The sequence below is a fragment of the Pseudomonas sp. KH_040 genome, from assembly GCF_057839305.1.
In genome coordinates this window covers 6,247,658-6,274,252 of record NZ_CM174487.1, presented here as the reverse complement: position 1 = coordinate 6,274,252, position 26,595 = coordinate 6,247,658, and the positions used below count along the sequence as shown (strand labels likewise).

Here is a 26,595-nt window from a genome sequence, read left to right as displayed (position 1 = left end):
GACAGAAGTTGAGGGCTGGGCTCAGTTCAGAAATTGTTGCAGCAAGTCGTTGAGAAACAGTTGTCCGCGCTCGGTGGCCGCCAGACGTGACGGTTCGACCTGCAACAGACCGCTTTGTTCTGCCGCGGCCCGGCCTTCGGAGAGGCTTTCCAGCGACAGCCCGGTGCGCTCCGGATACAGGCGCGATTCGACGCCAGCGGTCAGGCGCAAAGCGTTCATCAGAAACTCGAACGGCATCTCGTCATTGGTCAGGGCTTTTTCGCCAGCCTGGAAGCTTTTTGCCGGGTTGAGATAGTCCTTCGGCAGACGGGTCTTCCAGGTACGCACGATGCGTCCGTCGGGATGACTCAACTTGCCGTGCGCACCCGCGCCGATGCCGATGAAGTCGCCGAAGCTCCAGTAATTGAGGTTATGCCGCGCTGGCCGACCGGCCTGGGCATAAGCCGAGACTTCGTACTGCGCGTAACCGTGCTCGGCCAAAAGCGCCTGCCCGGCTTCCTGAATGTCCCACAGCGTGTCGTCCTCCGGCAGCACCGGCGGCTGGTTCCAGAACACGGTGTTCGGTTCCAATGTCAGTTGATACCAGGAGATGTGCGTCGGATTCAGTTCGATAGCCTGGCGCAAATCGCTCAAGGCATCGTCTAGCGACTGATCCGGCAAGCCGTGCATCAAGTCGAGGTTGAAGTTATCGAACCCGGCCTGACGCGCCATGCCGGCAGCACGCACCGCTTCGTCACCGTTGTGAATCCGGCCCAGCGCCTTGAGCTTTTCCTGCTGGAAACTCTGGATGCCAATCGACAGGCGATTGATCCCCAGCTTGCGGTACGCGACGAACTTCTCTTGCTCGAAGGTGCCGGGATTGGCTTCCAGAGTGATTTCGATGTCATGAGCAAATGGAATGCGCTGCTCGACGCCTTCCAGCAGTCGCCCGAGGGCTTCGGCGCTGAACAGGCTCGGCGTGCCGCCACCGAAAAAGATCGAACTGATTTCACGCCCGTACACGGCGTGCAGATCCTGATCGAGATCGGCCAGCAAGGCGTCGACGTACTCCTGCTCCGGCAACACCGGGCTGGCGGTGTGCGAGTTGAAGTCGCAATACGGGCATTTGCGCACACACCACGGGATGTGGATGTACAGCGCCAGGGGCGGCAGCGTCGGCAGCGGCGCCCGAGGCGAAGAGGCGGCGCCGCCGACAATCAGCGACGACGCGGAAGAATCACCGGTCATTTCAAGCCCAGACGCTGGCGCAGCAGATCCATTGCACGGGCGCGGTGGCTGATCTGGTTCTTGTCGGCCGGGCTCAATTCGGCGCTGGAGACGTCACGCTCCGGCACCCAGAACAGCGGGTCATAACCGAAACCGTGTTCGCCGCTGGCAGCGGTGAGGATGCGCCCGTGCCACAAGCCTTCGCAGAGGATCGGCAACGGATCATCGGCGTGACGTACCAGCGCCAGTACGCAAACGAACTGCGCGCCGCGCTCGGCTTGCGGCACATCCTTCAGCGCATCGAGCAGTTTGGCGTTGTTCGCCGCATCGCCCTTGCCATCGGCATAGCGCGCCGAATAGATGCCCGGTGCACCGCCAAGGAAATCCACCGCCAGCCCTGAGTCGTCGGCCAGCGCCGGCAGCCCGGAAATACGTGCGGCGTTGCGTGCCTTGAGGATCGCGTTCTCGACGAACGACAGACCGGTTTCTTCCGGCTCGACCTTGCTCCACTCGCCAATCGAGCGCAGTTGCACCGAGTCGCCGAGCATGGCCTGGAGTTCTTTGAGTTTGCCGGCGTTATGGCTGGCCAGTACGAGCTGCTTGATGTTCATCATTCGCCGGGAAAGAGTTCTTGGTTGAAATTGATGGTGTTGATCTTGTCGCCGTTCTGCACCTTGATCTCAAAGGTGCGGGTTTCCTGCTGCTCAACCGGATACTGGGCGATGTAGTAGATCGCGCCCTGTTCGGTGATCTGGCGGAAATTCAGCGGCACGCTCTGGCTGGTCAGGTCTTTGACCGTGCCGGTGACGTTGGCGACCAGCGGTTTGCCGTCCTTGATCACCGAGACATTGATCACGCCCTGATTCTTGCTGCGCACCAGTTCCGCAGCCTTGGCGATGTCCGGCGTCAGAAACGTCGAGTTGAAAGTGTTGTAGTGCACCGTGACGTCGCCGAAGGTTTCCTTGCGTTCGCCCTTGATGACGTCGGCCGCCAGGGCGCTGGCGCTCAGGCAGGCAGTCAATAACAACAACGCTAAACGACCCATGATCGTGCTCCTCGAAATGACGGGATTCAGACCGCGACTTTGTGGTCTGCAAGCTGCGGGCTGCTGACGCGGTAGATACCGATCTCACCTAACAGATTAGGCCATAGCTTACTGGCCCACCCGTGACGGTGCTGTTGATCCACGGCAAGCCGATCAATGACCTTCGCATCACGTTCGCGGCAAAGTTCTTCAAAGTCTTCGAAGGTGCAGAAGTGAATGTTCGGTGTGTTGTACCAGGTGTACGGCAAAAACTCGGAGACCGGCATGCGCCCCTTGCTCGCCAGGTACCAGCGGCAGCGCCAGTGACCAAAATTCGGGAAGGTGATGATGCATTGGCGACCGACCCGGAGCATTTCGTCGAGGATCTTGTCCGGGTAGTGCACGGCTTGCAGGGCCTGGGTCATGACGACGATGTCGAAACTGTTGCTGGCAAAGTTGCCCAGCCCCTTGTCCAGATCCTGCTCGATAACGTTGACGCCTTTGGCCACGCACTGGGCAATGTTGTCAGCGTCGTTTTCCAGGCCATAACCGGTGACGTTCTTGTTGTCGCGCAGCCAGGTCAGCAGCTCGCCGTCACCGCAACCGAGGTCGAGGACGCGGCTGCCGGCGGGGATCCATTCCTGGATGATTTCCAGATCAGCTCTCATGGCTTTCTCACAACGTGATGCGGTTCATGTAATTGCCGAACGCCTGCAAGTAGCGCGGGATCGGAATCAGGAAGGCGTCGTGGCCCTGCGGTGCGTCGATTTCCAGGTAGCTGACGTCTTTGCGTGCCGCCATCAGCGCGTCCACCAGTTCCCGCGAACGGGCCGGGGAGAAACGCCAGTCGGTGGTGAACGACATCACGCAGAACTTGGCCGTGGCGTTCTCGAAGGTTTTCGCCAGGTTATCGTCGAAGTTCGCCGCCGGATCGAAGTAATCCAGTGCCTTGGTCATCAACAGATAGGTGTTGGCGTCGAAGCGTCCGGAGAACTCTTCGCCCTGATAACGCAGGTAGCTTTCGACCTGAAACTCGACGCTGTGGAAGTCGTAGTTGAGCTTCTCGCTCTTGAGGCCACGGCCGAATTTCTCGCCCATCGAATCGTCGGACAGGTAGGTGATGTGCCCGACCATCCGCGCCAGCATCAGCCCGCGCTTGGGGATCACGCCCGCTTCCTGGAACGAACCACCGTGGAATTCCGGGTCCGTGAGGATCGCCTGACGCGCCACTTCGTTGAAGGCGATGTTCTGCGCCGACAGCTTCGGTGCCGAGGCGATGGCCAGGCAATGACGCACGCGATCCGGGTAAGTGATGGTCCATTGCAGCGCCTGCATGCCGCCGAGGCTGCCGCCGATCACGGCTGCCCACTGGCCGATGCCGAGCAGATCAGCGAGACGCGCCTGGCTGTGCACCCAGTCTTCCACGGTGAGTACCGGGAAGTCGGCACCGAACGGTTTTCCGGTCTCCGGGTTGATGCTGCTCGGGCCGGTGGAGCCGTTGCAGCCGCCGAGGTTGTTCAGGCTGACCACGAAGAACTTGTTGGTGTCGATCGGTTTGCCGGGGCCGATGCAGCTGTCCCACCAACCGGGTTTGCGGTCGTCGACGCTGTGGTAGCCGGCGGCGTGATGATGGCCGGACAAGGCGTGGCAAATCAGCACGGCGTTGCTCGCTTGCGCGTTCAGCGTGCCGTAGGTTTCGTAGATCAGGTCATAGGCGGCCAGCGAGCGGCCACAGGCCAGCGCCAGCGGATCGCTGAAGTGCGCGGTTTGCGGCGTCACCAGACCAACAGAATCGGGGGGAAAGGCAGTTGGCATCGACCCTGCTCTCGTTGAAATGAGGCGTAAGTCTAAAGACCGGGGGGGTTAGCGGCAAGCGGCCCTCACCCTAGCCCTCTCCCAGAGGTAGAGGGGACCGACCGAGGTGTTCTTTTGAGCTACGCCGACCTGATCTATCCGGGCTGAACTCAGGTTCCGAAAACACCCTGGATCGGCTCCCTCTCCAGGGGGAGAGGGCTGGGGTGAGGGGCGCAGGCGCTGCAAAACTCAAGACAAGCGCCCAACCAACCCAGGCAAATCCGGCAACTTCTTCGGCGAGCAGATCTTCACCCGCTTTTGCCGGTTCAACTCACCACTGAGCAAACTGACCTGGCTCTTCGAAACGCCAAACGCCTTGGCCAGAAAACCCATCAGATAAGCATTGGCCTTGCCCTCGACCGGCGGCGCAGTCAGGCGAATCTTCAAGCGATCCCCATGCAGCCCGGCGAAGTCATCGCTACGGGCTGCCGGTTGCAGGTGACACTCGAGGATCAAGTCGTCACCGTCCCAACGGAACCAGCTCACATCAGCAAGCGCAGGATTTCCGGCATCATCGTCATCGCCGCCAGATTGTTGATCACCAGCATGTCGATCAGCTTCAACGCGAGGAAGGCGAAGATTGGCGACAGGTCCAGACCGCCAAGATTCGGCAGGAAGCGGCGGAACGGCGCCAGCGCCGGCTCGCAGATCTGGTTGACCAGTTCAGCACCCGGATTGTGGCTGCCCGGCGCGACCCACGAGAGGATCACGCTGATGATCAGGGCGAAGAAGAAGATCTTCAGGAACAGCGCGGTCACGCCGATCAGCGACCAGATAAACAGTTGCAGCGGGTTGCCGGTGGTGCCGTAAGTCAGCAGCAGGGTCAGCGCCATCAGCGCCAGTTGCACCAGAATCGCCAGCACCAGCGACGACATGTCCAGACCGAACAGGCTCGGAATGATCCGGCGCAGTGGCTTGAGCAGTGGCTGGGTCGCTTTGACGATGAACTGGCACAGCGGGTTGTAGAAGTTCGCCCGTACCAGTTGCAGTACGAAGCGCAGCAGCACGATCAGCAGGTACAGACTGCCGAGGGTTTGCAGCACGTAAACCGCTGCGGTGTTCAATCCAATCATGTAAGGCTCCTTATTTGCCCAGTTGTTCGGCCATTTCGGCCGAGCGGTGCGCGGCGGCGCCGAGTGCGGTTTCGACCAGGGCTTCAAAGCCATTGGCCTGGAATGATTTGATTGCAGCTTCCGTGGTGCCGTTTGGCGAGGTCACGCGACGGCGCAGTTCGGCGGCGTCGACATCGCTGGAAACCGCCATGTGCGCTGCGCCCAGCGCCGTTTGCAGGGTCAGTTGTTCTGCGACGTCTTTCGGCAGGCCGAGTTTGACGCCGGCGGCAGTCATGGCTTCGATCAGCAGGAAGAAGTAGGCAGGGCCGGAACCGGACACGGCGGTGACGGCGTCCAGTTGCTGTTCTTCATTCAGCCACAGGGCGATGCCGACGGCGGACAGCAGCTCTTCGGCTTGCTGACGCTGCTCGGCAGTCACTTCGCTGGTCGCGTACAAGCCGCTGACGCCCTGGCGCAGCAGCGCCGGGGTATTGGGCATGCAGCGCACGATCGGCTGCTCGCCGAGCCACGCGGTCATGCTGGCACAGGTGATACCGGCAGCAATCGACACCACCAATTGATTGGGTTTCAGGCTTGGGCGAATGGCTTCGCACACGGCTTTCATAGCCTGCGGCTTGACCGCCAGCACGATCACATCGACGCCGTCGATGGCCTGAGCATTGTCGGCGAAAGTTTCGATGCCGTGTTCGGCACTGACCTTGGCGCGGGTTTCTTCACCCGGGTCGCTGGCGCGGATCTGTCCGGCTTCCAGACCCTTGGCGCGCAGGCCGCCAATCAGACTGGCCGCCATGTTGCCCGCACCGATAAACGCAATACGTGTGTTGCTCATGTGTGGTCCTTATCTGGAATGGTTCAAGACTGGGAATAATCACGGGCGCCAAACAGGGCGGTACCGATACGCACCCAAGTGGCGCCTTGGGCAATGGCCGACTCGAGGTCGTGGCTCATGCCCATGGACAGTGTGTCGAGCGGCAGATCGAGGCTGGCCTGCAATTTCTGTATAGCGGCGAAGGCCGCGTCTTGCTCGGCGCGATCTTCGGTCGGCTCGGGAATCGCCATCAGGCCACGCAATTTCAGGCGCGGTAATGCGTTGATGGCCTCGGCCAATGCCGGCAGATCAGCCGGGGTGCAGCCGGATTTACTGGCTTCACCGCTGACGTTGACCTGAATGCAGATGTTCAGCGGCGGCAGCTCGGCCGGGCGCTGTTCGGACAGACGTTGAGCGATTTTCAGGCGATCCACGGAATGCACCCAATCGAAATGCTCGGCAATCGCCCGAGTCTTGTTCGATTGAATGGGGCCGATGAAGTGCCAGATCAAGGGCAAGTCGGCCAGTTCGAGCTGTTTGCCCAGGGCTTCCTGCAGGTAGTTCTCGCCAAAGTCGCGCAGGCCGGCGGCATACGCCTCGCGCAGCGCTTCGGCGGGTTTGGTTTTGCTCACGGCGAGCAACTGGACGCTGTTTTCAGGACGGTGTGCGGCTTGGGTCGCGGTCTGGATGCGCGAACCAACGTGGAAAATGTTGTCTGCTATCGTGGACATCAAGAGGCGCCGGCGGTCTGAAGGTTCGCGGCATTCTACTGGAATTGAGGAGCGCTATGGATATCACTGAATTGCTGGCCTTCAGCGCCAAACAGGGCGCTTCCGACCTGCATCTGTCGGCCGGTCTGCCGCCGATGATCCGTGTCGATGGCGATGTGCGGCGGATCAATCTGCCGGCGCTGGATCACAAGCAAGTGCACGAACTGATATACGACATCATGAACGACACCCAGCGCGTCGACTTCGAGAAACATCTGGAAACCGACTTTTCCTTCGAAGTGCCGGGTGTCGCGCGTTTCCGGGTTAACGCCTTCAACCAGAACCGTGGCGCCGGAGCGGTATTTCGTACCATTCCGTCGAAAGTGCTGAGCATGGAAGATCTGGCCATGGGCGATGTCTTTCGCAAGATCACCGATGCGCCGCGTGGGCTGGTGCTGGTCACCGGGCCGACCGGTTCAGGCAAATCAACCACGTTGGCGGCGATGATCGATTACCTCAACACCCACCGTCATCACCATATTCTGACCATTGAAGACCCGATCGAATTCGTTCACGAATCGCGCAAATGCCTGATCAATCAGCGTGAAGTTCACCGTGATACCCGCAGTTTCGCCACCGCTTTGCGCTCGGCGCTACGTGAAGACCCGGATGTGATCCTGGTCGGCGAGATGCGTGACCTGGAAACCATTCGCCTGGCACTGACCGCTGCGGAAACCGGGCATCTGGTGTTCGGCACCCTGCACACCACATCCGCAGCGAAAACCATCGACCGTGTCGTGGATGTTTTCCCGGGTGACGAGAAGTCGATGGTGCGTTCGATGTTGTCGGAGTCGTTACTGGCGGTGGTCTCGCAGACGTTGATCAAGAAGATCGGCGGCGGACGGGTGGCGGCGCACGAGATCATGCTGGGCACGTCGGCGATCCGTAACCTGATTCGTGAGGACAAGGTCGCGCAGATGTATTCGGCGATTCAGACCGGTGGGTCGTTGGGGATGCAGACACTGGACATGTGCCTGAAGGATCTGGTGACCAAGGGCTTGATCAGTCGCGAGCATGCGCGGGAGAAGGCGCGCACGCCGGATAATTTCTGAGACCAGAAGCTAAAGATCGCAGCCTTCGGCAGCTCCTACAGGGAAACGCTGATCCCGATGTAGGAGCTGCCGAAGGCTGCGATCTTTTGATCTTGCTTCGAAGACTTAGCGCTGAACCACGCGCATCTGCTGCTGTTCTTTCGGCAACACACGCTTGGCCACTACGTAATGCTGCTGCCAGTACGGCTTGTTCAGCGTATCGATGCTCACCGCTTTGCCACGACGCGGTGCGTGGATGAAGCGGTCGTTGCCCAGGTAGATGGCAACATGGTTGACCCGGCGGCTCTTGATGTTGAAGAAAATCAGGTCGCCCGGCTTCAGATCCTTGCGCTCGACTTTCTCGCCGTGGCCGCTGGCCATGGCATTCGAGGTGCGAGGCAGGTCGAAGGTGGCGTCGTTGAACGCGTATTTCACCAGGCCGCTGCAATCGAAGCCTTTACTTGGGCTGCTGCCGCCCCAACGATAGGGTGTACCGAGGACGTTCACCGCACGGCTCAGCACATTGCTGCTTTCCTTGCTCGCCATCGGTGGCACCAGCTTGCTGTGGCTCTTGCTGCTCAGCGTGGTGGTTTTGCTTTTGCTGCTTTTGCTCGAAGGAGCCGAAGCATGGGATTTAGGGGTGAAGCCGTTAACGTTAGGAAGACGTTGCTCACGATTGGTGGCGTGGGCGGCCAGTGGCATTAATAGGCAGATGGTTAGCCATGTCTTGAAAAATGGTCGCATTAGGCGTGGCTCTTCAGTGATAGCGCGCAACTTTATAACAGAGTTTTTTTTCATTCCGAGTCCGTTGGTCGATTCAGTTGGTGGCCAACGGAACCAAATAAGCGGCAAATGGACGCAATTGTCGGACAGAAGTCAGGTGCTATAAGGCTTTGACGGTAGCAACGGTAACATTTGCCGTACGTCGGCTACCTGTAAAAAAGTCACAAAGAATTCAAGAATATTTATCTATCGTGTGAATCGAGGTCTTCATGAACCCCTATCAACAATTTGTTCAGCAGCAAGATACGCACAGCAAAATCATCGGGTATCTGCTGTGGATTTTCGGTTTTACCGGTGCTCACCGCTTCTATTACGGCAAGCCGGTGACCGGGACGATCTGGTTCTTCACCTTCGGTTTGCTGGGCATTGGCTGGCTGATCGACCTGTTCTTGATCCCGGCGATGGATCGCGAGGCGGATCTGCGTTTTACCGCCGGGCCGATCGAGTACAACGTAGCGTGGATTCTGCTGACGTTCCTCGGAGCATTGGGTGTGCACCGGATGTATCAGGGCAAATGGATCAGTGGGCTGATCTATCTGCTGACGGGCGGGTTGTTCTTTCTGGGGGTGCTGTATGACTTCTGGACGCTGAATGATCAGGTGTCCGTACGCAACGCCGAAGGCAGAGGCGCCTTCCAGTAAGCCATCGCTGGCAAGCCAGCTCCCACAGGTTTTTGCGCTAACCCAGAGATAGCGCAAGACCTTGTGGGAGCTGGCTTGCCAGCGATTGGGGGCAACCCGGTATCAAGCCTGGTGACTGATCCGCCCATCCACCAAGGTGTAGCGAACCACACCCGGCAAAGTGTGCCCAATGAACGGGCAGTTCTCACCCTTCGACAACCAGCCTTCACCGGCCACCGTCGAAGCCTGCGGATCGAACAGCACGATATCCGCCGCACCACCCACTGCCAGTTTGCCTGCCGGCAGACGCAGCGCTTCAGCCGGGCCAGCGCTCAAACGCGCCAGCAAGGTAGGCAGATCCAGCAACCCATCCTCAACCAGCGTCATCGCCAGCGGCAGCAGCAACTCAACACTGCTGATGCCCGGCTCGGTCGCGCCGAATGGCGCCAGTTTGGCGTCGCGTTCGTGCGGCTGGTGATGGCTGGAAATCGCCGAGACCACGCCGGATTTCACTGCCTCACGCAGACCATCGCGATCCGCACGAGTGCGCAGCGGCGGTTGCACGTGGTACAGGCTGCTGAAGTCGATCAATGCTTCGTCGGTCAGAATCAACTGATACAGCGCGACATCCGCCGTCACCTTCAGGCCGCGGGCCTGAGCCTGCGCGATCAGAGCCACGCCGCGAGCGCTGGTCAACTGGCTGAAGTGCGCACGCACGCCAGTCTGCTCGACCAGTAGCAGGTCGCGAGCCAAAGCCACAGTTTCAGCAGTTTCCGGAATCCCCGGCAGACCGAGGAAGCTGGCCACCGCGCCTTCGTGGGCGAGACCGCCCTCGGCCAGGTCATGATCCTGCGAGTTGAAAATCACCGTCAGATCAAACGTCGCCGCATATTCCAGCGCCCGGCACAGCGTGCGGGTATTGCGGAAACTCTCCAGACCATTGCCGAACGCCACGCAACCAGCGTCGCTCAACGCAACCAGCTCAGCCAGTTGCTCGCCGTCCAGACCTTTGCTCAGCGCGCCGATCGGGAACACCTTGGTGTTGCCGGCTTCGCGTGCGCGGTCGAGGATCAGTTCGGCCACGGCGGAAGTGTCGAGCACCGGTTTGGTTTTCGGCGGACAGCACAGGCTGGTCACACCGCCGGCCGCTGCCGCGCGGGTTTCGCTGATGATCGAGCCTTTGCGGCTGTAACCCGGCTCGCGCAGGGCTACGTTCAGATCAACGAGGCCCGGAGCGGCAACAAGGCCTTGGGCGTCAATGGTTTCCACTGCCGTGAAACCCGCCGGGGCCGCGCCGAGGGCGACGATCTTGCAGGCTTCAACGTGAATGTCGGTGACTTGATCCAGGCCGCTGCTTGGATCGATGACGCGTGCGCCGAGAATGCTGAGCTTCACTGGGCGTTCTCCTGCTCGAATTGACGCTGCGCGGTTTGTCCGCTCATGGCCATGGACAGCACAGCCATACGAATCGCGATGCCGTAGGTGACCTGATTGAGGATCACCGAGTGCGGGCCGTCGGCCACTGCTGACTCGATTTCCACGCCACGGTTGATCGGCCCCGGGTGCATGACGATGCAATCGGGTTTGGCCCCGGCCAGACGCGCGGTGGTCAGGCCGAACAGGCGGTAGAACTCGCCTTCGCTCGGCAACAGGCCGCCGGTCATGCGTTCACGCTGCAGGCGCAGCATGATCACCACGTCGACATCCTTCAGGCCTTCGGTCATGTCGGTGTAAACCTTCACGCCGTATTGCTCGATGCCGATTGGCAGCAGGGTTTTCGGCGCGATCACGCGGATGTCCGGGCAACCGAGGGTTTTCAGCGCGAGCATGTTCGAGCGCGCGACCCGCGAGTGCAGGATGTCGCCAACGATGGCCACCGAGAGGTTTTCGAAACCGCCCTTGTGCCGACGGATGGTGAGCATGTCGAGCATGCCCTGCGTCGGGTGGGCGTGACGGCCGTCGCCGCCGTTGATGATCGCCACTTGCGGGCAAACATGTTCGGCGATGAAGTGCGCGGCGCCGGAATCACCGTGGCGTACGACGAACATGTCGGCGGCCATGGCTTCAAGGTTGCGCAGGGTGTCGAGCAGGGTTTCACCCTTGCTTGCCGACGAGGTCGACACGTTCAGGGTGATCACGTCCGCCGACAGTCGCTGGGCCGCCAGTTCGAAGGTGGTGCGGGTGCGCGTGGAGTTTTCGAAGAACACGTTGCACACGGTCTTGCCGCGCAGCAACGGGACTTTCTTCACCGCCCGGGCACCGACTTCGAGGAACGAGTCGGCAGTGTCGAGGATTTCCGTCAGCAACTCGCGGCGCAGGCCATCGAGCGAGAGGAAGTGGCGCAGCTGGCCCTGATCATTGAGCTGCAGCGGGCGCTTGGTATCTAGAGGCGTCATCGCGAAGGGGACTCTCAATAGGGCGGATTAAAGGTTGAAGTCTTGCAGTTCGAGCGTCAGCGGTTCGGGGCCGGACAGCTTCACCCGTTCGTGAGCGGCCAGCGACAGCGTCGCGCCCACGACATTCGGGCGGATCGGCAGCTCACCGGCGTCGAGGTCCAGCAGGCAGACCAGGGTCACGCTGGCCGGGCGGCCGTAGTCGAACAATTCGTTCATGGCGGCGCGGATGGTGCGGCCGCTCATCAATACATCGTCGATCAGCACCAGATGCTGGCCTTCGATCTCGAAGGGCAGGGCGGACGGGCGCACTTGCGGGTGCAGGCCGTTCTGGCTGAAGTCGTCACGGTAGAAGGACACGTCCAGCGTGCCCAGTGGCGCGTCGCTGCCCAATTCCTTGAGCAAGGCCTGCGCGACCCAGATGCCGCCGGTGCGGATGCCGATGTAACGCGGTTCGGTGATTTCACGCTGGGCAAGGTGCGCCTTGAGGCGGGTCGCCATCTGGCTGATCAGATCGGCGGGATTTGGCAGGCTCATGGTTGCTCCTTGTTGGGGGCGAATCGGGTCCTTGGACACGACTCGGTTTTTCACTCAAAAGAAAAGCGCCGAAGCGCTTGTCAGGATTCAAACAATGCAGTGTTTTCATCGAGCCAGCCCTGCAACAGCAGAGCGGCGGCGATGGCGTCCACCGGGTTGTCGCGGTAACTGCCCTTTTGGCCGCCTCGCACCAGTCGCTCGCCTTTGGCCTCGAAGGTGGTCAGACGTTCGTCGTGGGTATAGAAGGGCACATTGAAGCGGCCGTTGAGGCGGCGGGCGAATTTCTCCGCGCGCAGGCACATTTCACTCGGCGTGCCATCCATGTTCAGCGGCAGACCGACGACCACGGCGTCGGGTTTCCATTCCTTGAACAGCGCTTCCACCTGATTCCAGTCGGGAATGCCGTTTTGCGCTTTCAGGGTGCACAGCTCACGGGCCTGGCCGGTAATCACCTGGCCGACCGCGACGCCGATCTGTTTGGTGCCGTAGTCGAAGCCGAGAATCAGGCGCAGGGCCATCAGGCGTGACCTGCCTGGCTGGTCAGCAGGCTGAGGTTGATCCCCAGGTGCTTGGCCGCCGCTTCGAGGCGCAGTTCGCTGCTGGTGTTGAAGAGGATGTCGGCGTCGTACGGGCAGGTCAGCCAGGCGTTGTCGGCCAGTTCGGCTTCCAGTTGCCCGGCTTCCCAACCGGCGTAACCGAGGGCAATCAGGCTTTTCGCCGGGCCGACGCCGTCCGCGATGGCGAACAGCACATCCTGCGAGGTCGACAGGGCCAGATCACCGTCCAGTTGTGCGGTGGCCTGGAAGGTCTTGCCCGCCGGATGCAGAACAAAACCGCGATCGGTCTGTACCGGGCCGCCGATGAAAATCGGTACGTGCTGGCACAGTGCTGGCGGGTCGATGTCCGGGCGCAGTTGCTCAAGAATGTCGGCCAGATTCAGCTCTTGCGGCCGGTTGACCACAATCCCCATAGCGCCATTGGCCGTGTGCTCGACGATGTAGGTCAAGGTGTGGGCAAAGTTCGGGTCGGCCATGTGTGGCATGGCGATCAGGAAGTGATGCTTGAGGTAGCTGGGGCTGACGTTTTTCATGTGCGCTAGTGTGGCGTTCGGGGGGCCAACTGACAAGCTGAAGCCGCCAAAAGATCGCAGCCTTCGGCAGCTCCTAAATGTGAATGCAGGCCAATGTAGTAGCTGCCGAAGGCTGCGATCTTTTGATCTTGCCCTTAATTGCTCGAGAGCTTGTCGCCGCGGGCGAATTTCCAGGTGCGAATGATTTCCAGACGATCGATATCCGACAAGTCCCCGGTAAACGGCGCAAACGGTGCCGCCAGTCGAACAATGCGCTGCGCCGCCTGATCCAGCAGCGGCTGGCCGGACGATTCCAGCACCAGCACTTCATACAGCGAGCCGTCGCGATTGATCGAAACCATCAGGCGCAAATTGCCGTAGATCTGCTTGCGCCGTGCTTCTTCGGGGTAATTGAGGTTGCCGATGCGCTCGACCTTCTTGCGCCAGTCGTCTTTGTACCAGGCGCCCTTGTCGCGCATGGTCGACGCCGCGCTCAAGCGGTGAATGCGCGGGCGCTTGGCGTACAGCTGTTGTTCTTTGGCCAGTTCGGCTTCGAGGCTGGCGATGTCGCTGGACAGCTGCGAGCTGTCGAACTCTGGCGCGTCGACTGTCGGTTTGACTTCGGTTTTGCTTTCTTCCTTCTTGGTCGGTGCTTTTTTCGGCTTCGGCGCAACCGTAGTCACCGCTGCCTTGGGCGCGGCTTCCTGCACTTGCGGCTTGGCGGCCGGTGGCGGGGTGACTTTCTTGACCTGATTGTCCTGGAATGGCGCCACTTCAGTGGTCTTGGGGATCGCCTTCTTGTCCAGCGTGCCGCTGCCTTCCTGATTTTCCTGCGCGAGAAAGTCAGCCTTCTCCGGTTTCTTTTCGCTTTTGAAGGTGGCGAGGGTGATTTCCAGGGTTTTGCTGATTTGTTTGGGCTCGACCATCGTGAAGCCGACGCCGAGCAGCAGCGCCAAATGAATCAGCGCCGCGAGAAACAGGGTAAATCCGAGGCGATCGGCCGGGCGCACGCCACGGTGGGCGAGTTCTGCGGGCAGATCGGACGGGAGGGTCATGACAAGAAAACCAACATCGCGTTTTTCAGAGGCTGCGCATGATAACGCAATGTTGGTTTCACGCCTTGGGCTTCACGCTTCAAGCGACAGACTGCATGTGACGTGCATCAAGCTTGTGGCTTTTTGCCGGCGGCTTGCAGCTTCTTGGCGATCGCGTCCATCAGCATGCCGCCGATGTCAGTGCCAAAGGCATTGTCGATTTCACGGATGCAGGTCGGGCTGGTGACGTTGATTTCGGTGAGGCTTTCACCGATCACATCGAGACCGACAAACAGCAGGCCTTTCTCACGCAGGGTCGGGCCGACCTGAGCAGCGATCCAGCGATCCTTGTCCGTCAGCGGACGCGCTTCACCCCGGCCACCGGCAGCGAGGTTGCCACGGGTTTCGCCCTGCGCCGGAATCCGCGCCAGGCAGTAATCCACCGGCTCGCCGTCGATCATCAGGATGCGTTTGTCGCCGTCCTTGATTGCTGGCAGGTAAGCCTGGCCCATGATCTGCTGGCCACCGAGGGCGGTCAGGGTTTCCAGGATCACCGACAGGTTCGGATCGCCCGCGCGGTGACGGAAAATCGAGGTACCGCCCATGCCGTCCAGCGGCTTGAGGATCACGTCGCCGTGCTTGGCGGCGAATTCACGCAGCACGTCGGCGCGGCGGCTGACGATGGTCGGCGGCGTGCACTGCGGGAACAGCGTGGCAAACAGTTTTTCATTGCAGTCGCGCAGGCTCTGCGGCTTGTTCACCACCAGCACGCCAGCGGTTTCGGCCTGTTCGAGCAGGTAGGTGGAGTAGACGAACTCCATGTCGAACGGCGGATCCTTGCGCATCAGGATCACGTCCAGATCACTCAGCAGGTTGTCCTGCTCGGCGTCCAGTTCGAACCATTTTTCCGGGTTGGCGAAGACTTTCAGCGGCTTCATCCGCGCCCGGGCCTGACCTTCACCCTGATACAGGTCGCGTTGTTCCATATAGAACAGTTCCCAGCCACGCTTCTGCGCGGCCAGCAGCATGGCCAGCGAGCTATCCTTTTTATAGGAGATGCTGGCGATAGGGTCCATGACAATCCCGACGCGAACGCTCATTGGGTTTTCCTCGAAAATTGGCTACCGGATCGGTATTGAAAAAGTGCCGCCAGAGTGGCGCCGGGCGGGTTTTCGGTCAAGGAAAAACCCGTCGATAGATTGCATCTGGAGACTGTGCTAAAAAGGCTGGCGTAGCGTGCTGGCCCTTGAACATCAAGGGTTTCGAGCCATTGATAACCGCAAAACGGACAAATTGATTCGCAAAGGCGACGGTAGAGCCCTCTTATGGAACAGCAGTCCAGCGCCTTGAAGGTCATGGTCATCGACGACTCGAAAACGATTCGTCGCACCGCCGAAACCTTGTTGAAGAATGTCGGCTGCGAAGTGATCACGGCGATCGACGGTTTCGACGCTTTGGCGAAGATCGCCGACAACCATCCCGGGATCATTTTTGTCGACATCATGATGCCGCGTCTGGATGGTTATCAGACCTGCGCTTTAATCAAGAACAACAGTGCGTTCAAGGCCACGCCGGTGATCATGCTGTCATCGCGTGACGGGCTGTTCGACAAGGCCAAGGGGCGGATTGTCGGTTCTGATCAATTTTTGACCAAGCCTTTCAGCAAGGAAGAACTGCTCAACGCGATCCAGGCCCATGTTCCGGGCTTCGCCGCCGTTTTGCCGCAGTAAGACACGTACAGTGACGCTCGGCCAGCGGGCCGGGCGTCGACAAGAAAAATGGGGAAAACCATGGCACGTATCCTGATCGTCGATGATTCGCCGACTGAAATGTACAAACTGACCGGCATGCTCGAAAAGCACGGCCATGAAGTGCTGAAGGCCGAAAACGGTGCCGACGGCGTGGCCCTGGCCCGTCAGGAAAAACCCGACGCGGTGCTGATGGATATTGTCATGCCCGGTCTCAACGGTTTTCAGGCCACCCGCCAGTTGACCAAGGACGCCGACACCAGCCATATCCCGGTGATCATCATCACCACCAAGGATCAGGAAACCGACAAGGTCTGGGGCACCCGCCAAGGCGCCAAGGACTACCTGACCAAACCGGTCGACGAAGACACCCTGATCAAGACCCTGAACAACGTGCTCAAAGGCTGATCGCGCAACCATGAGCGAATCGCTGACCGCGTTCGAACTGCTCTGGCAAATCGACCAGCGCTGCCGCTTGCTGGCGGCGGACCTGCCGTCGCAACCGGCGCGTCAGGATCGCTGGAGCGGCATCGGCTTTCGCCTCGGCGAGCATTGGTATGTGGCGCCGATGGGTGAAGTCAGCGAAGTGCTGCACGAACCGCGCTTCACTCAATTGCCCGGGGTCAAACCGTGGGTCAAAGGTGTGGCTAACCTGCGCGGGCGGCTGCTGCCGATCATGGATTTGTGCGGATTTTTCGGCCACGAACTGTCGCCGTTGCGTAAACAGCGGCGGGTCTTGGTGGTCGAGCATGGGGACGTGTTTGCCGGGTTGATGGTCGATGAGGTGATTGGTCTGCAGCATTTCGAGCAGGACAGCTTCGAACCGATCTCGATCAGCAAGCGCCAGGGATCCAAAGCCGAATTCGTCAAAGGCTATTTCCGCCGCGAGCAGAACTGGCGGGTGTTCAGTTTGTTTGCATTGGCGAAATCCCCGGTGTTCATGAGCGTCGCGATATAGCTGTTACAACAAAGATCCCTTGTAGGAGTGAGCCTGCTCGCGATTCAGGCACCGCGGTGTATCAAGTACACCGCGTTATCGTTCAATCGCGAGCAGGCTCACTCCTACAGGTTCTACCGGTGAGCTTCAAACAGGCGAGGACCGATGACAAAAGCAAAAACAGGCAAGCCGGCGGAAGGCTCGCGCAGTCGCTCGCAGATCATCGTGCTGTTCATCGCACTGATCGTGTTCATCATGCTGCTGTTCGCCAACTTCGCGTACCTCAACACCCAGGCGAACTACGACAAACAGTACATCGGCCACGCCGGTGAGCTGCGCGTGCTCTCGCAACGCATCGCCAAGAACGCCACCGAAGCCGCCGCCGGCAAGGCGGCTGCGTTCAAGTTGCTCAGCGATGCGCGCAACGATTTCGCCCAGCGCTGGGGTTATCTGAAAAAGGGCGACCCGGCCACCGGCCTGCCGCCGGCACCCGCCACCGTGCGCCCGGAAATGCGCGCTGTGCAGTTGGATTGGGAGCGCCTGCTGAAAAACACCGACGCGATTCTTTCCAGCGAGCAGACCGTGCTGTCGCTGCATCAGGTCGCCGCGACCCTGGCCGAAACCGTGCCGCAGTTGCAGATCGAATACGAAAAAGTCGTCGAAATCCTCCTCCAGCGCGGCGCCCCGGCGGCGCAGGTGGCGATGGCTCAGCGTCAGTCGCTGCTGGCCGAACGTATTCTTGGCGCGGTCAACACCGTGCTCGCCGGCGACGAAAACTCCCAGCAAGCCGCCGATGCCTTCGGCCGCGACGCCACGCGTTTCGGCCAAGTGCTCAACGGCATGCTGCAAGGTAATCCGGCGCTGAAAATCAGCCAGGTCGAAGACCGTGATGCCCGCACGCGTCTGAGTGAGATTTCCGAACTGTTCCAGTTTGTCTCCGGTTCGGTGGATGAAATCCTCGAAACCTCGCCCGAGCTGTTCAAGGTTCGTGAATCGGCGAGCAACATTTTCAGCCTGTCGCAGACCCTGCTCGACGAAGCCTCGCACCTGGCCACTCGTTTCGAGAACCTTGCCGGCGGGCGCAACACCGACACCATCGGTGGCTACGTCCTCGGTTTGCTGGCGCTGGCCTCAATCATCCTTATCGGTCTGGTGATGGTCCGGGAAACCAATCGCCAGTTGCGCGAAACCGCCGAGAAGAACGAGCGCAACCAGAACGCGATCATGCGCCTGCTCGATGAAATCGAAGACCTCGCCGACGGCGACCTCACCGTGACCGCCTCGGTGACCGAAGACTTCACCGGCACCATCGCCGACTCGATCAACTATTCCGTCGACCAATTGCGCGATCTCGTCGCGACGATCAACCTCACCGCCGGCCAGGTCGCCGCCGCCGTGCAGGAAACCCAGGCCACCGCGATGCACCTGGCACAGGCCTCGGAACATCAGGCGCAGCAGATTTCCGAAGCTTCGACGGCGATCAGCGACATGGCCGAGTCCATCGATCAGGTCTCGGCCAACGCCGCCGAGTCTTCGGCAGTCGCCGAGCGCTCCGTGGAAATCGCCAACAAGGGCAACGAGGTGGTGCACAACACCATCCACGGCATGGACAACATTCGCGAACAGATTCAGGACACCGCCAAACGCATCAAGCGTCTGGGCGAGTCGTCGCAGGAAATCGGCGACATCGTCAGCCTGATCGACGACATTGCTGACCAGACCAACATACTCGCCCTCAACGCGGCGATTCAGGCGTCGATGGCCGGTGATGCCGGACGCGGTTTTGCCGTGGTCGCCGACGAAGTGCAGCGCTTGGCCGAACGCTCATCCGCCGCCACCCGGCAGATCGAAACCCTGGTGCGGGCGATTCAGACCGACACCAACGAAGCCGTGATTTCCATGGAGCAAACCACCACCGAAGTGGTGCGCGGCGCGCGACTGGCGCAGGATGCCGGTGTGGCCCTGGAAGAAATCGAAGGCGTATCGAAGACCCTCGCGGCGCTGATTCAAAGCATTTCCAACGCAGCGCAGCAGCAGACGACTTCCGCCGGGCAGATCTCGCTGACGATGAACGTGATCCAGCAGATCACCTCGCAGACTTCGTCCGGCTCCACGGCCACCGCCGAGAGCATCGGCAACCTGACGAAAATGGCCAGTCAGCTACGGCGTTCGGTGTCCGGCTTCACCTTGCCGGCGGCGGAAAAAGTGTGATCGGAGCGGTTATGGGTGACCGGCATGACTACGTGGCCCTCGAATGGGTGAAAGGCGAAATTGCCGAAACGCTGAGACAGGCGCATCAGGCGATTGAAGCCGTGCTCGACGATCCGCAGGCCTTCCCGGGGCTGGACGAGTGCCTGGCATACATCCATCAGGTCCACGGCACCCTGCAGATGGTCGAGTTCTACGGCGCAGCGTTGCTCGCCGAAGAAATGGAACATCTGGTCGAAGCCTTGCAGCACGAGCGCGTCAGCCATCGCGACGAAGCGCTGCACCTGTTACTGCAAGCCCTTGGGCAATTGCCGATCTACCTCGACCGCGTGCAGAGCGCCCGGCGTGATTTGCCATTGGTGGTGCTGCCGCTGATCAACGATTTGCGCAGCGCTCGGGGCGAAAGCCTGCTCTCGGAAACCAGTTTGTTCAGCCCGCAACTGCCTGAGTTACCGCCCTTGAGCGCCGAAGCACTGGCGCTGCTTGAGCCGGCAGAGTTGCCGAACGTGCTGCGCAAATTGCGCCAGATGCTGCAAATGGCTTTGGTCGGTTTGTTGCGCGAGCAGAATGACCAAACGCATCTCGACTATCTGGCGAAAGTCTTCACCCGCCTCGAAGCGCTGAGCGGTGATGCGCCCCTGAGCCCGCTGTGGCAAGTCGCCTCGGCGCTGGTCGAAGGCATGCGCGAGGGCGTGATCGCCAACAGCCCGGCGCTGCGCAGCCTGTTCAAGGACGCCGACAAAGAGCTCAAACGCCTGCTCGAACAAGGCATGATCGGGCTCAACCAAGTGCCCCCGGCAGAGTTGCTGAAAAGCCTGTTGTTCTATATTGCCAAAGCCGAACATCCCACCGGGCAGATGCTGACCATGAAAGATCGCTACTCCCTGGACGACGCGTTGCCCGACAGCGCGATGGTCGACGAAGAACGTGCGCGCCTGGCCGGCCCCGACCGCGATGCGATGCGCTCGGTGCTGGCAGCGCTGTGTGAGGAACTGGTGCGGGTCAAGGAACGCCTCGACCTGTTCGTGCGCAGCGACCGCCAGCACACTTCCGATCTGGAAAGCCTGCTGGCACCGCTGCGGCAGATCGCCGACACGCTCGCCGTGCTCGGTTTTGGCCAACCGCGCAAAGTGATCATCGATCAACTGGCGGTGGTGCTCAGCCTCGCCCAAGGCCAGCGCGAACCGAATGACGCGATCCTGATGGACGTTGCCGGTGCGCTGCTCTACGTCGAAGCGACGTTGGCCGGAATGGTCGGCACCGTCGAGCCGGAAAACCCGGAAGATTCGCGCCTGCCGACCACCGACCTGACGCAGATTCACCAGATCGTCATCAAGGAAGCACGCATTTGCCTGCAACAGGCCAAAGACATGATCGTCGACTACATCGACGCCGACTGGGATCGCCAGCAACTGCAACCGTTGCCGGCGTTGCTGACGCAGGTGCGCGGTGCGCTGGCGATGATTCCACTCAGCCGCGCGGCGAGTCTGGTCGAAGCCTGCAACGGTTTTATCCGCGAACATCTGCTGCTTGATCCGCACGAGCCGGGTTGGGAACAACTCGATCATCTGGCCGATGTCATCAGCAGCCTCGAGTATTACCTCGAACGCTTGAGTGACGACCCGCAGGCACCGGGCGAGCAATTGCTCGATGTCGCGCAGAAGTCCCTCGCCAGCCTCGGGTTCTTTCCAAATGAACCGCATGTGCCCGTGCTCGACGACGTGCTCAGCCCCAGCGAAGCGCTGGTGATGCAGGACATGCAGGCGCTCGACGATCCGGAAACCGTACAGTCGCTGGCCGACGTTCTGGCCAGCCCGGTTTCTGCGCTCAACCCGCCGGCGCTGATCACTCCCGGCAGCCTGATGCCGCCACCGGCCGATGAAGAGCCGGTCGACGATGAACTGCGCGAAGTTTTCCTTGAAGAGACCGATGAGGTCCTCGAAGTTCTCCACGAATACCTGCCGCGCTGGTCGGCCAATCCGCAGGATCGCGACGCGCTGACTGAGCTGCGCCGCGCTTTCCACACCTTGAAGGGCAGCGGGCGCATGGTCCGCGCGCTGATCCTCGGTGAACTGGCCTGGGCGGTGGAAAACCTGCTCAACCGCGTGCTCGAACAGAGCGTCGAGCCCGGTTCGGTGGTGCAGCAACTGCTCACCGACACGGTGTTGTTGCTGCCCGAGTTGATCAACGAATTCGCCACCAACAGTCAGCGTCAGCGCAGCGATGTCGATCAACTCGCCGCACGCGCACATGCCTTGGCCAAGGGTGACGAACCACTGGCGGCCGAAGACGTCGACGATGTGGCGGCACTCGATCCGTTGTTGCTGGAGATCTTCCGCAACGAAGCCGAAACCCACCTCGCCAGCCTCAATCGTTTTCTCGATCAGGCCGCCGAGCATGTGCCGTTGCAGGCCAGTGACGAGTTGCAGCGCGCCTTGCACACGCTCAAGGGCAGCGCCTCGATGGCCGGCGTATTGCCGATTGCCGAACTCGCTGCACCGCTCGATCAACTGGCCCGCGAGTTCAAGGCGCACCAGTTGCCGCTGGACCTCGACGAAGTGGAATTGCTGCTTGAAGCCGAGGGCCTGTTCCGCGTCGGTCTGCGTCAGCTCAAGCATGATCCGCTGGCGCCGATTGTCGGTGCGCAGTCGCTGATCAAACGCTCGGAAACCCTGCTTGCCGAGCGTCTGGCGTCGATCCTCGATGCGCCCAATACCGGCCTGCGGGTCAAGCGCGATCCGCAACTGATCAATAACTTCCTCGCTCAAGGCATGGACATCCTGCTGGATGCTGAGAGCCTGCTACAGCGCTGGCAGCAACACCCCGGCGAGCGTCAGGAACTCAGCGCCTTGCTGGATGAACTGACCACCCTTGGCGAAGGCGCGCATTTGGCGGATTTGCTGCCGGTGGATGTGTTGTGCGAAGCCTTGCTCGATCTCTACGGCGCCGTTGAAGAAAGCAGCCTGGCGGTCAGCGAGCAGTTTTTCCAGGAAGCGCAGAACGCCCATGAAGCGCTGATCAACATGCTCGATGAACTGGCTGCCGGTCAGGAAGTCACGGCGCAGCCAGAGCGGATTCGGGCGTTGCATGATCTGCTCGATCAGAGCCTCGATCCTTCTTCCATGGGCCTGATTCGCAGCGATGGCAGCCGCACCCTGAGCATCCGTGAACTGGGCAGCGCCACCGCTGAGTTGCAGCAAAAGGCAACGGCGCTTGAGCCCGATGACGAGATTGTCGAGATCTTCCTCGAAGAGGCGGTGGACATTCTCGACAGCTCAGGCCAGGCCTTGCAGCGCTGGTTGAGCGATCCGGACAATGCCGCGCCGCTGTCCTCGTTGCAGCGCGATTTGCATACGCTCAAGGGCGGCGCGCGGATGGCCGAAGTCGAGGCCATTGGCGATCTGGCCCAAGAGCTGGAAAGCCTTTACGAAGGTCTGGTCGATCGTCGCTTCAACTACAGCGAAACCTTGAGGCGTCTGCTGCTCAAGAGTCATGAGCGTTTGGCGCTGCTGCTTGAACAACTGCAACAACATCAGCCACTGACCCCGGCGCAGGATTTGATCGAAACCCTGCGTCAGGTGCGTCAAGGCCAGACTATCAGCGAAACGCCCCAGCCAGCGGCCGATCACGACAGTGCCGGTCACGACCCGGAGTTGCTGGAAATCTTCCTCGAAGAAGGTTTCGACATCATCGAAAACTCCGGCGCCGCACTGCTGCGCTGGCAGGCCGAGCCGGGCAATCGCCAGGAAGTGGAAACCCTGCTGCGCGATCTGCACACCCTCAAGGGCGGCGCGCGGATGGTCGAGATCGGCCCGATCGGCGACCTCGCCCATGAGCTGGAATACCTTTACGAAAGTCTTTCCAGCGGCGCGTTGCAGCCGTCTGCAGAGCTGTTTGCACTGGTGCAGCGCGGTCATGATCGCTTGGCACAAATGCTCGATGGCGTGCGCGCCGGGCAACCGTGTCCGCCGGCGGATCGGTTGATCAATGCGATCCAGAATTTCAGTCACCCGGTTGCAGTAGAAACACCGCCAGTGCTGTCTGTTCCGGTTAAGACTGACGCGGCGCCGCCGGCTGCCGAGGCTGGCGCGGACATGGTCAAGGTCTCCGCCGAACTGCTTGATGAACTGGTCAATCTGGCCGGCGAAACCTCGATCTTCCGTGGTCGTATCGAACAGCAAGTCAACGACGCGCAGATCGCCCTGAACGAGATGGAAACCACCATCGAACGGATGCGTGATCAGTTGCGCCGCCTCGACACTGAAACTCAGGGGCGGATTCTCAGCCGCCAGCAAGTCGATGCCGAACGCCTTGGCTACGAAGAATTCGACCCGCTGGAAATGGACCGCCATTCGCAGTTGCAGCAATTGTCGCGGGCGCTGTTCGAATCCGCCTCTGACTTGCTCGACCTCAAGGAAACCCTCGACCGCCGTAATCACGACGCCGAGAACCTGTTGCAGCAACAGGGCCGCATCAACACCGAATTGCAGGAAGGCCTGATGCGCACGCGCATGGTGCCGTTCGAGCGCATGTTGCCGCGCCTCAAACGCATCGTTCGTCAGGTCGCTGAAGAGCTGAACAAAGACGTCGCCTTCGTCGTCGGCAACGCTGAAGGCGAGATGGATCGCAACGTCCTCGAACGCATGGCCGCGCCGCTGGAACACATGCTGCGCAACGCCGTCGACCACGGTCTGGAGTCCGCCGAGGTGCGGCTGGCGGCGGGTAAACCGGCGCAAGGGCAGATCAGCCTCGACCTGTCCCGCGAGGGTGGCGACATCGTTTTCGACATTCGCGACGACGGCGCCGGGGTGCCGCTGGAGGCGGTGCGGCGCAAGGCGATCAAACGCGGCATGCTCGCGCCGGAAGCCGAGATCAGCGACCGCGACGTGTTGCAGTTCATCCTCCAGCCGGGATTCTCGACCGCCGAAAAAATCACGCAGATTTCCGGGCGTGGCGTCGGCATGGACGTAGTGCACGAAGAGGTGCGGCAACTCGGCGGCAGCATGAGCATCGATTCCGTGCCGGGGCAGGGCGTGCATTTCCGTATTCGCTTGCCTTTCACCGTGTCGGTCAACCGCGCGTTGATGGTGCAGTGCGGTGAGGATCAATACGCGATTCCGCTGAACACCATCGAAGGCATTGTTCGCGTGTTACCGAATGACCTGGAAGCTCACTTTCGTGCTGATCCGCCGCGCTATCAGTACGGCGGCCAGACCTATGAGCTGTGCTACCTCGGCGAGCTGCTGAAAACTGCGCCACGACCGAAACTGCTGGGGCAGAACCTGCCGTTGCCGGTGCTGCTGGTGCACTACAACGACCGGCGTATCGCCGTGCTAGTAGATACCATGGCAGGCACGCGCGAGATCGTGGTCAAAAGCCTTGGCGCGCAATTCGCGGCGGTGCAGGGCGTGTCCGGCGCGACGATTCTCGGCGATGGCCGGGTGGTGCTGATTCTCGATTTGCTCGCACCAATCCGCGCCATGCAGGCACGCATTGCGCCGACATCAACGCTGCCGGAGATCGACAACGAACCGCACAAACCACTGCTGGTGATGGTGGTCGACGACTCGGTCACTGTGCGCAAGGTCACCAGCCGTTTGCTCGAACGTCACGGCATGAACGTGCTGACCGCCAAGGACGGTGTCGACGCCATGTTGTTGCTCGAAGAACACATGCCCGACCTGATGCTGCTCGACATCGAAATGCCGCGCATGGACGGCTTCGAAGTCGCCACTCAGGTGCGCAACGACGAACGCCTGCAACACCTGCCGATCATCATGATCACCTCACGCACCGGGCAGAAACACCGCGACCGCGCCATGGCCATCGGCGTCAACGACTACCTCGGCAAGCCGTATCAAGAGTCGGTGCTGCTTGAAAGCATTGCCCAGTGGAGCAAGAAACATGCATGAGCGCCGGCATAATCAGCGCAGCAGCCAACTGACCGGGTTGCTGCTGCCGCTGGCGGATCGCAATCTGATCCTGCCTAACGTCGCTGTCGCTGAGTTGATCGATTACCAGGCCAGCGCCTTCGATCTGGACACGCCGCCGTGGTATCTGGGCAAGGTTACGTGGCGTGAGCGGCAGATTCCGTTGCTGAGTTTTGAATCGGCGTGCGGGCAGAAAATCGTCATTGGCGAGCGCGCGCGGATCGTGATTTTGAATGCGCTGGGCGGGTTGCCGGAGTTGAAGTTCATTGCACTGCTGGTGCAGGGGATTCCACGGTCGTACAAGCTTGATAGTCAGTTGAGTTATGTCGACGTGCCGTTGTGTGCGCTGGAGCAGGCGGCGGTGCAGGTCGGGGAACAGGTGGCTAAGGTGCCGGATTTGTTGGGGCTGGAGAAGTTGTTGGTGGAGGCGGGGCTGGTCCATTGATCCAGAATTTGTGTTGCTCTGACTGGCCTCATCGCTGGCAAGCCAGCTCCCACAGGGTTTTGTGTGGTTCACAGAATTCGAATACAACTCGGATACTGTGGGAGCTGGCTTGCCAGCGATGGGGCCAGTAGCACCAGCAAATTCTTACAGGCAAATCCTCAATTTCTGCAGTGCAATAAACACCCTTTAACCCCGTTGTTTAAAGACACTCTGTGTTACGGCTCCCTGGCCTACAAATCCTTGCGCCGCTGCCTACGCATGCACCAGAATCCGCCGGCTTGTGCGCCTTGGGCATGCTGCGTAACTTGATTCCGTCACTGATTTCCAGTGATCGGGTTTAGTAGCCCGTCATATTTGGGGCGTATAGCTCATCAGACAGTCAGGTACTTCATACCTGCACTTTATGGTGGTTGTGCGCAGGGCGCTTCGGCGCGCCGGTTTCCCAGATCCCCGGTCTACTAACCTGCGCACAGCTGCCTCCACTTCTTTTAGTAGGGAAGCGGTGGCTAGCCCGAATGAGGATCTGGTAAATGTTCAAAGTAACGCCAAACCCGCCGGTCACCGACCCGGCATCCCCCTACGAATCACCCGACTCGAAGAAATTCCACGAAGCCGCCGAACGCGCCCTCGACCATTACCTCAGCCCGACCAACGCCGACCTCATGGCCACGCCCTACACACCGAACACGCTGTACATGGCCAACCCCAACGCCGACACCGAATCCCTGCTGGCCGACGCCAGTGAAACCCTCGGTTCGGCCACGGTCATGCTCAACAACCATGCGGCAACGGTGGAAGGCACGCATCGCAAGACTGTGCAAGGTATTGCGCAGGTAGTGATGGTGGCGGAGATGGCCGTCAACCGTTTGTTGGATAGGTTGGTGCCGATGGAGTGACTTAAAAGCTGACCCTCACCCCAGCCCTCTCCCGGAGGGAGAGGGGGCCGACCGTGGGATGCTCACAAGTTACGCCGACCTGAAAATACTGCTGTGAATCCATAATCGACTCGGTGGGGCCGGTCGATGTATGGCGCCAGACACCTCGGTCAGTCCCCTCTCCCTACGGGCGGTCCGACGTTTCGGGAGGGCTAGGGTGAGGGCGGCTCTTGATCATTACCCTGAGCGT

The 26,595-nt window shown here is 60.5% G+C and carries 26 protein-coding genes; 9 read left to right on the top strand and 17 right to left on the bottom strand.

Going from position 1 to position 26,595, the window contains the following annotated elements; genetic code table 11:
- Window positions 1-21: 21 nt before the first annotated feature.
- The 9 genes from hemW to AC3IUF_RS27985 all read right to left on the bottom strand — a co-directional run bounded on the left by hemW (window position 22) and on the right by AC3IUF_RS27985 (window position 6,696).
- Entirely contained in the window at window positions 22-1,227 is a 1,206-nt protein-coding gene (gene hemW / locus AC3IUF_RS28025) for a radical SAM family heme chaperone HemW (RefSeq protein ID WP_489279845.1), read from the bottom strand.
- Window positions 1,224-1,820, bottom strand: coding sequence for an RdgB/HAM1 family non-canonical purine NTP pyrophosphatase (gene rdgB / locus AC3IUF_RS28020; RefSeq protein WP_034153664.1), 597 nt, complete (start codon window positions 1,818-1,820; stop codon window positions 1,224-1,226). The genes hemW and rdgB overlap by 4 nt, the downstream gene beginning before the upstream one ends.
- Window positions 1,817-2,251, bottom strand: coding sequence for a DUF4426 domain-containing protein (locus tag AC3IUF_RS28015; RefSeq protein ID WP_414916462.1), 435 nt, complete (start codon window positions 2,249-2,251; stop codon window positions 1,817-1,819). Before AC3IUF_RS28015 ends, rdgB begins: the two co-directional genes overlap by 4 nt.
- A gap of 26 nt (window positions 2,252-2,277) precedes the next feature.
- Window positions 2,278-2,898, bottom strand: a complete 621-nt coding sequence (gene metW / locus AC3IUF_RS28010) for a methionine biosynthesis protein MetW (protein WP_007913638.1) — start codon at window positions 2,896-2,898, stop codon at window positions 2,278-2,280.
- 7 nt (window positions 2,899-2,905) lie between these two features.
- On the bottom strand, window positions 2,906-4,045 hold the full coding sequence (gene metX / locus AC3IUF_RS28005) for a homoserine O-succinyltransferase MetX (protein ID WP_093429832.1): 1,140 nt from the start codon (window positions 4,043-4,045) through the stop codon (window positions 2,906-2,908).
- 228 nt (window positions 4,046-4,273) lie between these two features.
- Window positions 4,274-4,570, bottom strand: coding sequence for a DUF167 domain-containing protein (locus AC3IUF_RS28000; protein ID WP_007913642.1), 297 nt, complete (start codon window positions 4,568-4,570; stop codon window positions 4,274-4,276).
- Entirely contained in the window at window positions 4,567-5,157 is a 591-nt protein-coding gene (locus AC3IUF_RS27995) for a YggT family protein (protein ID WP_007913643.1), read from the bottom strand. Before AC3IUF_RS27995 ends, AC3IUF_RS28000 begins: the two co-directional genes overlap by 4 nt.
- 10 nt (window positions 5,158-5,167) lie before the next feature.
- Window positions 5,168-5,986, bottom strand: a complete 819-nt coding sequence (proC, locus tag AC3IUF_RS27990; protein ID WP_007913644.1) for a pyrroline-5-carboxylate reductase — start codon at window positions 5,984-5,986, stop codon at window positions 5,168-5,170.
- 23 nt (window positions 5,987-6,009) lie between these two features.
- Window positions 6,010-6,696: a YggS family pyridoxal phosphate-dependent enzyme gene (locus AC3IUF_RS27985; RefSeq protein WP_489279842.1), complete on the bottom strand. Its 687-nt coding sequence runs from the start codon at window positions 6,694-6,696 to the stop codon at window positions 6,010-6,012.
- 56 nt (window positions 6,697-6,752) lie between these two features.
- On the opposite strand from AC3IUF_RS27985, the gene AC3IUF_RS27980 reads away from it, so the two are divergent.
- On the top strand, window positions 6,753-7,787 hold the full coding sequence (locus AC3IUF_RS27980; protein ID WP_007953348.1) for a type IV pilus twitching motility protein PilT: 1,035 nt from the start codon (window positions 6,753-6,755) through the stop codon (window positions 7,785-7,787).
- 105 nt (window positions 7,788-7,892) lie between these two features.
- Here the strand turns inward: AC3IUF_RS27980 and AC3IUF_RS27975 are convergent, their stop codons facing one another.
- Complete coding sequence (locus tag AC3IUF_RS27975; protein ID WP_007913648.1) at window positions 7,893-8,510, bottom strand: C40 family peptidase; 618 nt, start codon at window positions 8,508-8,510, stop codon at window positions 7,893-7,895.
- Window positions 8,511-8,758: 248 nt separating this feature from the next.
- Between AC3IUF_RS27975 and AC3IUF_RS27970 the strand changes: the two genes are divergently transcribed.
- Window positions 8,759-9,190, top strand: coding sequence for an NINE protein (locus AC3IUF_RS27970; RefSeq protein ID WP_007913651.1), 432 nt, complete (start codon window positions 8,759-8,761; stop codon window positions 9,188-9,190).
- Window positions 9,191-9,292: 102 nt separating this feature from the next.
- On the opposite strand, the gene AC3IUF_RS27965 is transcribed toward AC3IUF_RS27970, so the two are convergent.
- The 7 genes from AC3IUF_RS27965 to gshB all read right to left on the bottom strand — a co-directional run bounded on the left by AC3IUF_RS27965 (window position 9,293) and on the right by gshB (window position 15,302).
- The gene (locus AC3IUF_RS27965; protein ID WP_489279840.1) at window positions 9,293-10,564 is read right to left on the bottom strand and encodes a dihydroorotase; all 1,272 of its coding nucleotides are present in this window, start codon (window positions 10,562-10,564) and stop codon (window positions 9,293-9,295) included.
- A complete protein-coding gene (locus tag AC3IUF_RS27960) occupies window positions 10,561-11,565 on the bottom strand; it encodes an aspartate carbamoyltransferase catalytic subunit (RefSeq protein WP_007913665.1) in 1,005 nt (334 codons plus the stop codon). Before AC3IUF_RS27960 ends, AC3IUF_RS27965 begins: the two co-directional genes overlap by 4 nt.
- Window positions 11,566-11,592: 27 nt before the next feature.
- Window positions 11,593-12,099 (bottom strand): bifunctional pyr operon transcriptional regulator/uracil phosphoribosyltransferase PyrR, encoded by a 507-nt coding sequence (gene pyrR, locus AC3IUF_RS27955; RefSeq protein WP_034153653.1) that lies wholly within the window; start codon window positions 12,097-12,099, stop codon window positions 11,593-11,595.
- 80 nt (window positions 12,100-12,179) lie between these two features.
- Window positions 12,180-12,617, bottom strand: a complete 438-nt coding sequence (gene ruvX / locus AC3IUF_RS27950) for a Holliday junction resolvase RuvX (RefSeq protein ID WP_007913667.1) — start codon at window positions 12,615-12,617, stop codon at window positions 12,180-12,182.
- Window positions 12,617-13,189, bottom strand: a complete 573-nt coding sequence (locus AC3IUF_RS27945; protein WP_007913668.1) for a YqgE/AlgH family protein — start codon at window positions 13,187-13,189, stop codon at window positions 12,617-12,619. Before AC3IUF_RS27945 ends, ruvX begins: the two co-directional genes overlap by 1 nt.
- 134 nt (window positions 13,190-13,323) lie before the next feature.
- On the bottom strand, window positions 13,324-14,223 hold the full coding sequence (locus AC3IUF_RS27940; protein ID WP_007913669.1) for an energy transducer TonB: 900 nt from the start codon (window positions 14,221-14,223) through the stop codon (window positions 13,324-13,326).
- A 107-nt stretch (window positions 14,224-14,330) separates the two neighbouring features.
- The gene (gene gshB, locus AC3IUF_RS27935; RefSeq protein ID WP_007913671.1) at window positions 14,331-15,302 is read right to left on the bottom strand and encodes a glutathione synthase; all 972 of its coding nucleotides are present in this window, start codon (window positions 15,300-15,302) and stop codon (window positions 14,331-14,333) included.
- A 225-nt stretch (window positions 15,303-15,527) separates the two neighbouring features.
- Here gshB and pilG point away from each other — a divergent pair, with 225 nt between their 5' ends.
- From pilG to AC3IUF_RS27900, 7 genes are all read left to right on the top strand, one after another.
- Window positions 15,528-15,932, top strand: coding sequence for a twitching motility response regulator PilG (gene pilG, locus AC3IUF_RS27930; RefSeq protein WP_007913673.1), 405 nt, complete (start codon window positions 15,528-15,530; stop codon window positions 15,930-15,932).
- A 60-nt stretch (window positions 15,933-15,992) separates the two neighbouring features.
- Window positions 15,993-16,358, top strand: coding sequence for a twitching motility response regulator PilH (gene pilH / locus AC3IUF_RS27925; RefSeq protein ID WP_007913674.1), 366 nt, complete (start codon window positions 15,993-15,995; stop codon window positions 16,356-16,358).
- 10 nt (window positions 16,359-16,368) lie between these two features.
- On the top strand, window positions 16,369-16,908 hold the full coding sequence (locus AC3IUF_RS27920) for a chemotaxis protein CheW (RefSeq protein WP_007913675.1): 540 nt from the start codon (window positions 16,369-16,371) through the stop codon (window positions 16,906-16,908).
- Between the two features lie 144 nt (window positions 16,909-17,052).
- Complete coding sequence (locus tag AC3IUF_RS27915; RefSeq protein WP_489279837.1) at window positions 17,053-19,098, top strand: methyl-accepting chemotaxis protein; 2,046 nt, start codon at window positions 17,053-17,055, stop codon at window positions 19,096-19,098.
- Window positions 19,099-19,109: 11 nt separating this feature from the next.
- Complete coding sequence (locus tag AC3IUF_RS27910) at window positions 19,110-25,007, top strand: hybrid sensor histidine kinase/response regulator (RefSeq protein ID WP_489279835.1); 5,898 nt, start codon at window positions 19,110-19,112, stop codon at window positions 25,005-25,007.
- Window positions 25,000-25,470, top strand: a complete 471-nt coding sequence (locus tag AC3IUF_RS27905; protein ID WP_007913679.1) for a chemotaxis protein CheW — start codon at window positions 25,000-25,002, stop codon at window positions 25,468-25,470. The genes AC3IUF_RS27910 and AC3IUF_RS27905 overlap by 8 nt, the downstream gene beginning before the upstream one ends.
- Before the next feature lie 530 nt (window positions 25,471-26,000).
- Entirely contained in the window at window positions 26,001-26,366 is a 366-nt protein-coding gene (locus tag AC3IUF_RS27900) for a DUF6124 family protein (protein WP_489279834.1), read from the top strand.
- Window positions 26,367-26,595 lie beyond the last annotated feature (229 nt).

Coding starts and splice junctions, on each gene's coding strand:
- rdgB (WP_034153664.1), bottom strand. CDS start 1,820: ATGATGAACATCAAGCAGCTCGTACTGGCCAGCCATAACGCCGGCAAA.
- AC3IUF_RS27905 (WP_007913679.1), top strand. CDS start 25,000: ATGCATGAGCGCCGGCATAATCAGCGCAGCAGCCAACTGACCGGGTTG.
- AC3IUF_RS27980 (WP_007953348.1), top strand. CDS start 6,753: ATGGATATCACTGAATTGCTGGCCTTCAGCGCCAAACAGGGCGCTTCC.
- pilH (WP_007913674.1), top strand. CDS start 15,993: ATGGCACGTATCCTGATCGTCGATGATTCGCCGACTGAAATGTACAAA.
- gshB (WP_007913671.1), bottom strand. CDS start 15,302: ATGAGCGTTCGCGTCGGGATTGTCATGGACCCTATCGCCAGCATCTCC.
- AC3IUF_RS27920 (WP_007913675.1), top strand. CDS start 16,369: ATGAGCGAATCGCTGACCGCGTTCGAACTGCTCTGGCAAATCGACCAG.
- pilG (WP_007913673.1), top strand. CDS start 15,528: ATGGAACAGCAGTCCAGCGCCTTGAAGGTCATGGTCATCGACGACTCG.
- AC3IUF_RS27910 (WP_489279835.1), top strand. CDS start 19,110: ATGGGTGACCGGCATGACTACGTGGCCCTCGAATGGGTGAAAGGCGAA.
- AC3IUF_RS27985 (WP_489279842.1), bottom strand. CDS start 6,696: ATGTCCACGATAGCAGACAACATTTTCCACGTTGGTTCGCGCATCCAG.
- AC3IUF_RS27915 (WP_489279837.1), top strand. CDS start 17,053: ATGACAAAAGCAAAAACAGGCAAGCCGGCGGAAGGCTCGCGCAGTCGC.
- proC (WP_007913644.1), bottom strand. CDS start 5,986: ATGAGCAACACACGTATTGCGTTTATCGGTGCGGGCAACATGGCGGCC.
- metX (WP_093429832.1), bottom strand. CDS start 4,045: ATGCCAACTGCCTTTCCCCCCGATTCTGTTGGTCTGGTGACGCCGCAA.
- AC3IUF_RS27970 (WP_007913651.1), top strand. CDS start 8,759: ATGAACCCCTATCAACAATTTGTTCAGCAGCAAGATACGCACAGCAAA.
- AC3IUF_RS27945 (WP_007913668.1), bottom strand. CDS start 13,189: ATGAAAAACGTCAGCCCCAGCTACCTCAAGCATCACTTCCTGATCGCC.
- metW (WP_007913638.1), bottom strand. CDS start 2,898: ATGAGAGCTGATCTGGAAATCATCCAGGAATGGATCCCCGCCGGCAGC.
- AC3IUF_RS28015 (WP_414916462.1), bottom strand. CDS start 2,251: ATGGGTCGTTTAGCGTTGTTGTTATTGACTGCCTGCCTGAGCGCCAGC.
- ruvX (WP_007913667.1), bottom strand. CDS start 12,617: ATGGCCCTGCGCCTGATTCTCGGCTTCGACTACGGCACCAAACAGATC.
- pyrR (WP_034153653.1), bottom strand. CDS start 12,099: ATGAGCCTGCCAAATCCCGCCGATCTGATCAGCCAGATGGCGACCCGC.
- AC3IUF_RS27900 (WP_489279834.1), top strand. CDS start 26,001: ATGTTCAAAGTAACGCCAAACCCGCCGGTCACCGACCCGGCATCCCCC.
- AC3IUF_RS27960 (WP_007913665.1), bottom strand. CDS start 11,565: ATGACGCCTCTAGATACCAAGCGCCCGCTGCAGCTCAATGATCAGGGC.
- AC3IUF_RS27995 (WP_007913643.1), bottom strand. CDS start 5,157: ATGATTGGATTGAACACCGCAGCGGTTTACGTGCTGCAAACCCTCGGC.
- AC3IUF_RS27940 (WP_007913669.1), bottom strand. CDS start 14,223: ATGACCCTCCCGTCCGATCTGCCCGCAGAACTCGCCCACCGTGGCGTG.
- hemW (WP_489279845.1), bottom strand. CDS start 1,227: ATGACCGGTGATTCTTCCGCGTCGTCGCTGATTGTCGGCGGCGCCGCC.
- AC3IUF_RS27975 (WP_007913648.1), bottom strand. CDS start 8,510: ATGCGACCATTTTTCAAGACATGGCTAACCATCTGCCTATTAATGCCA.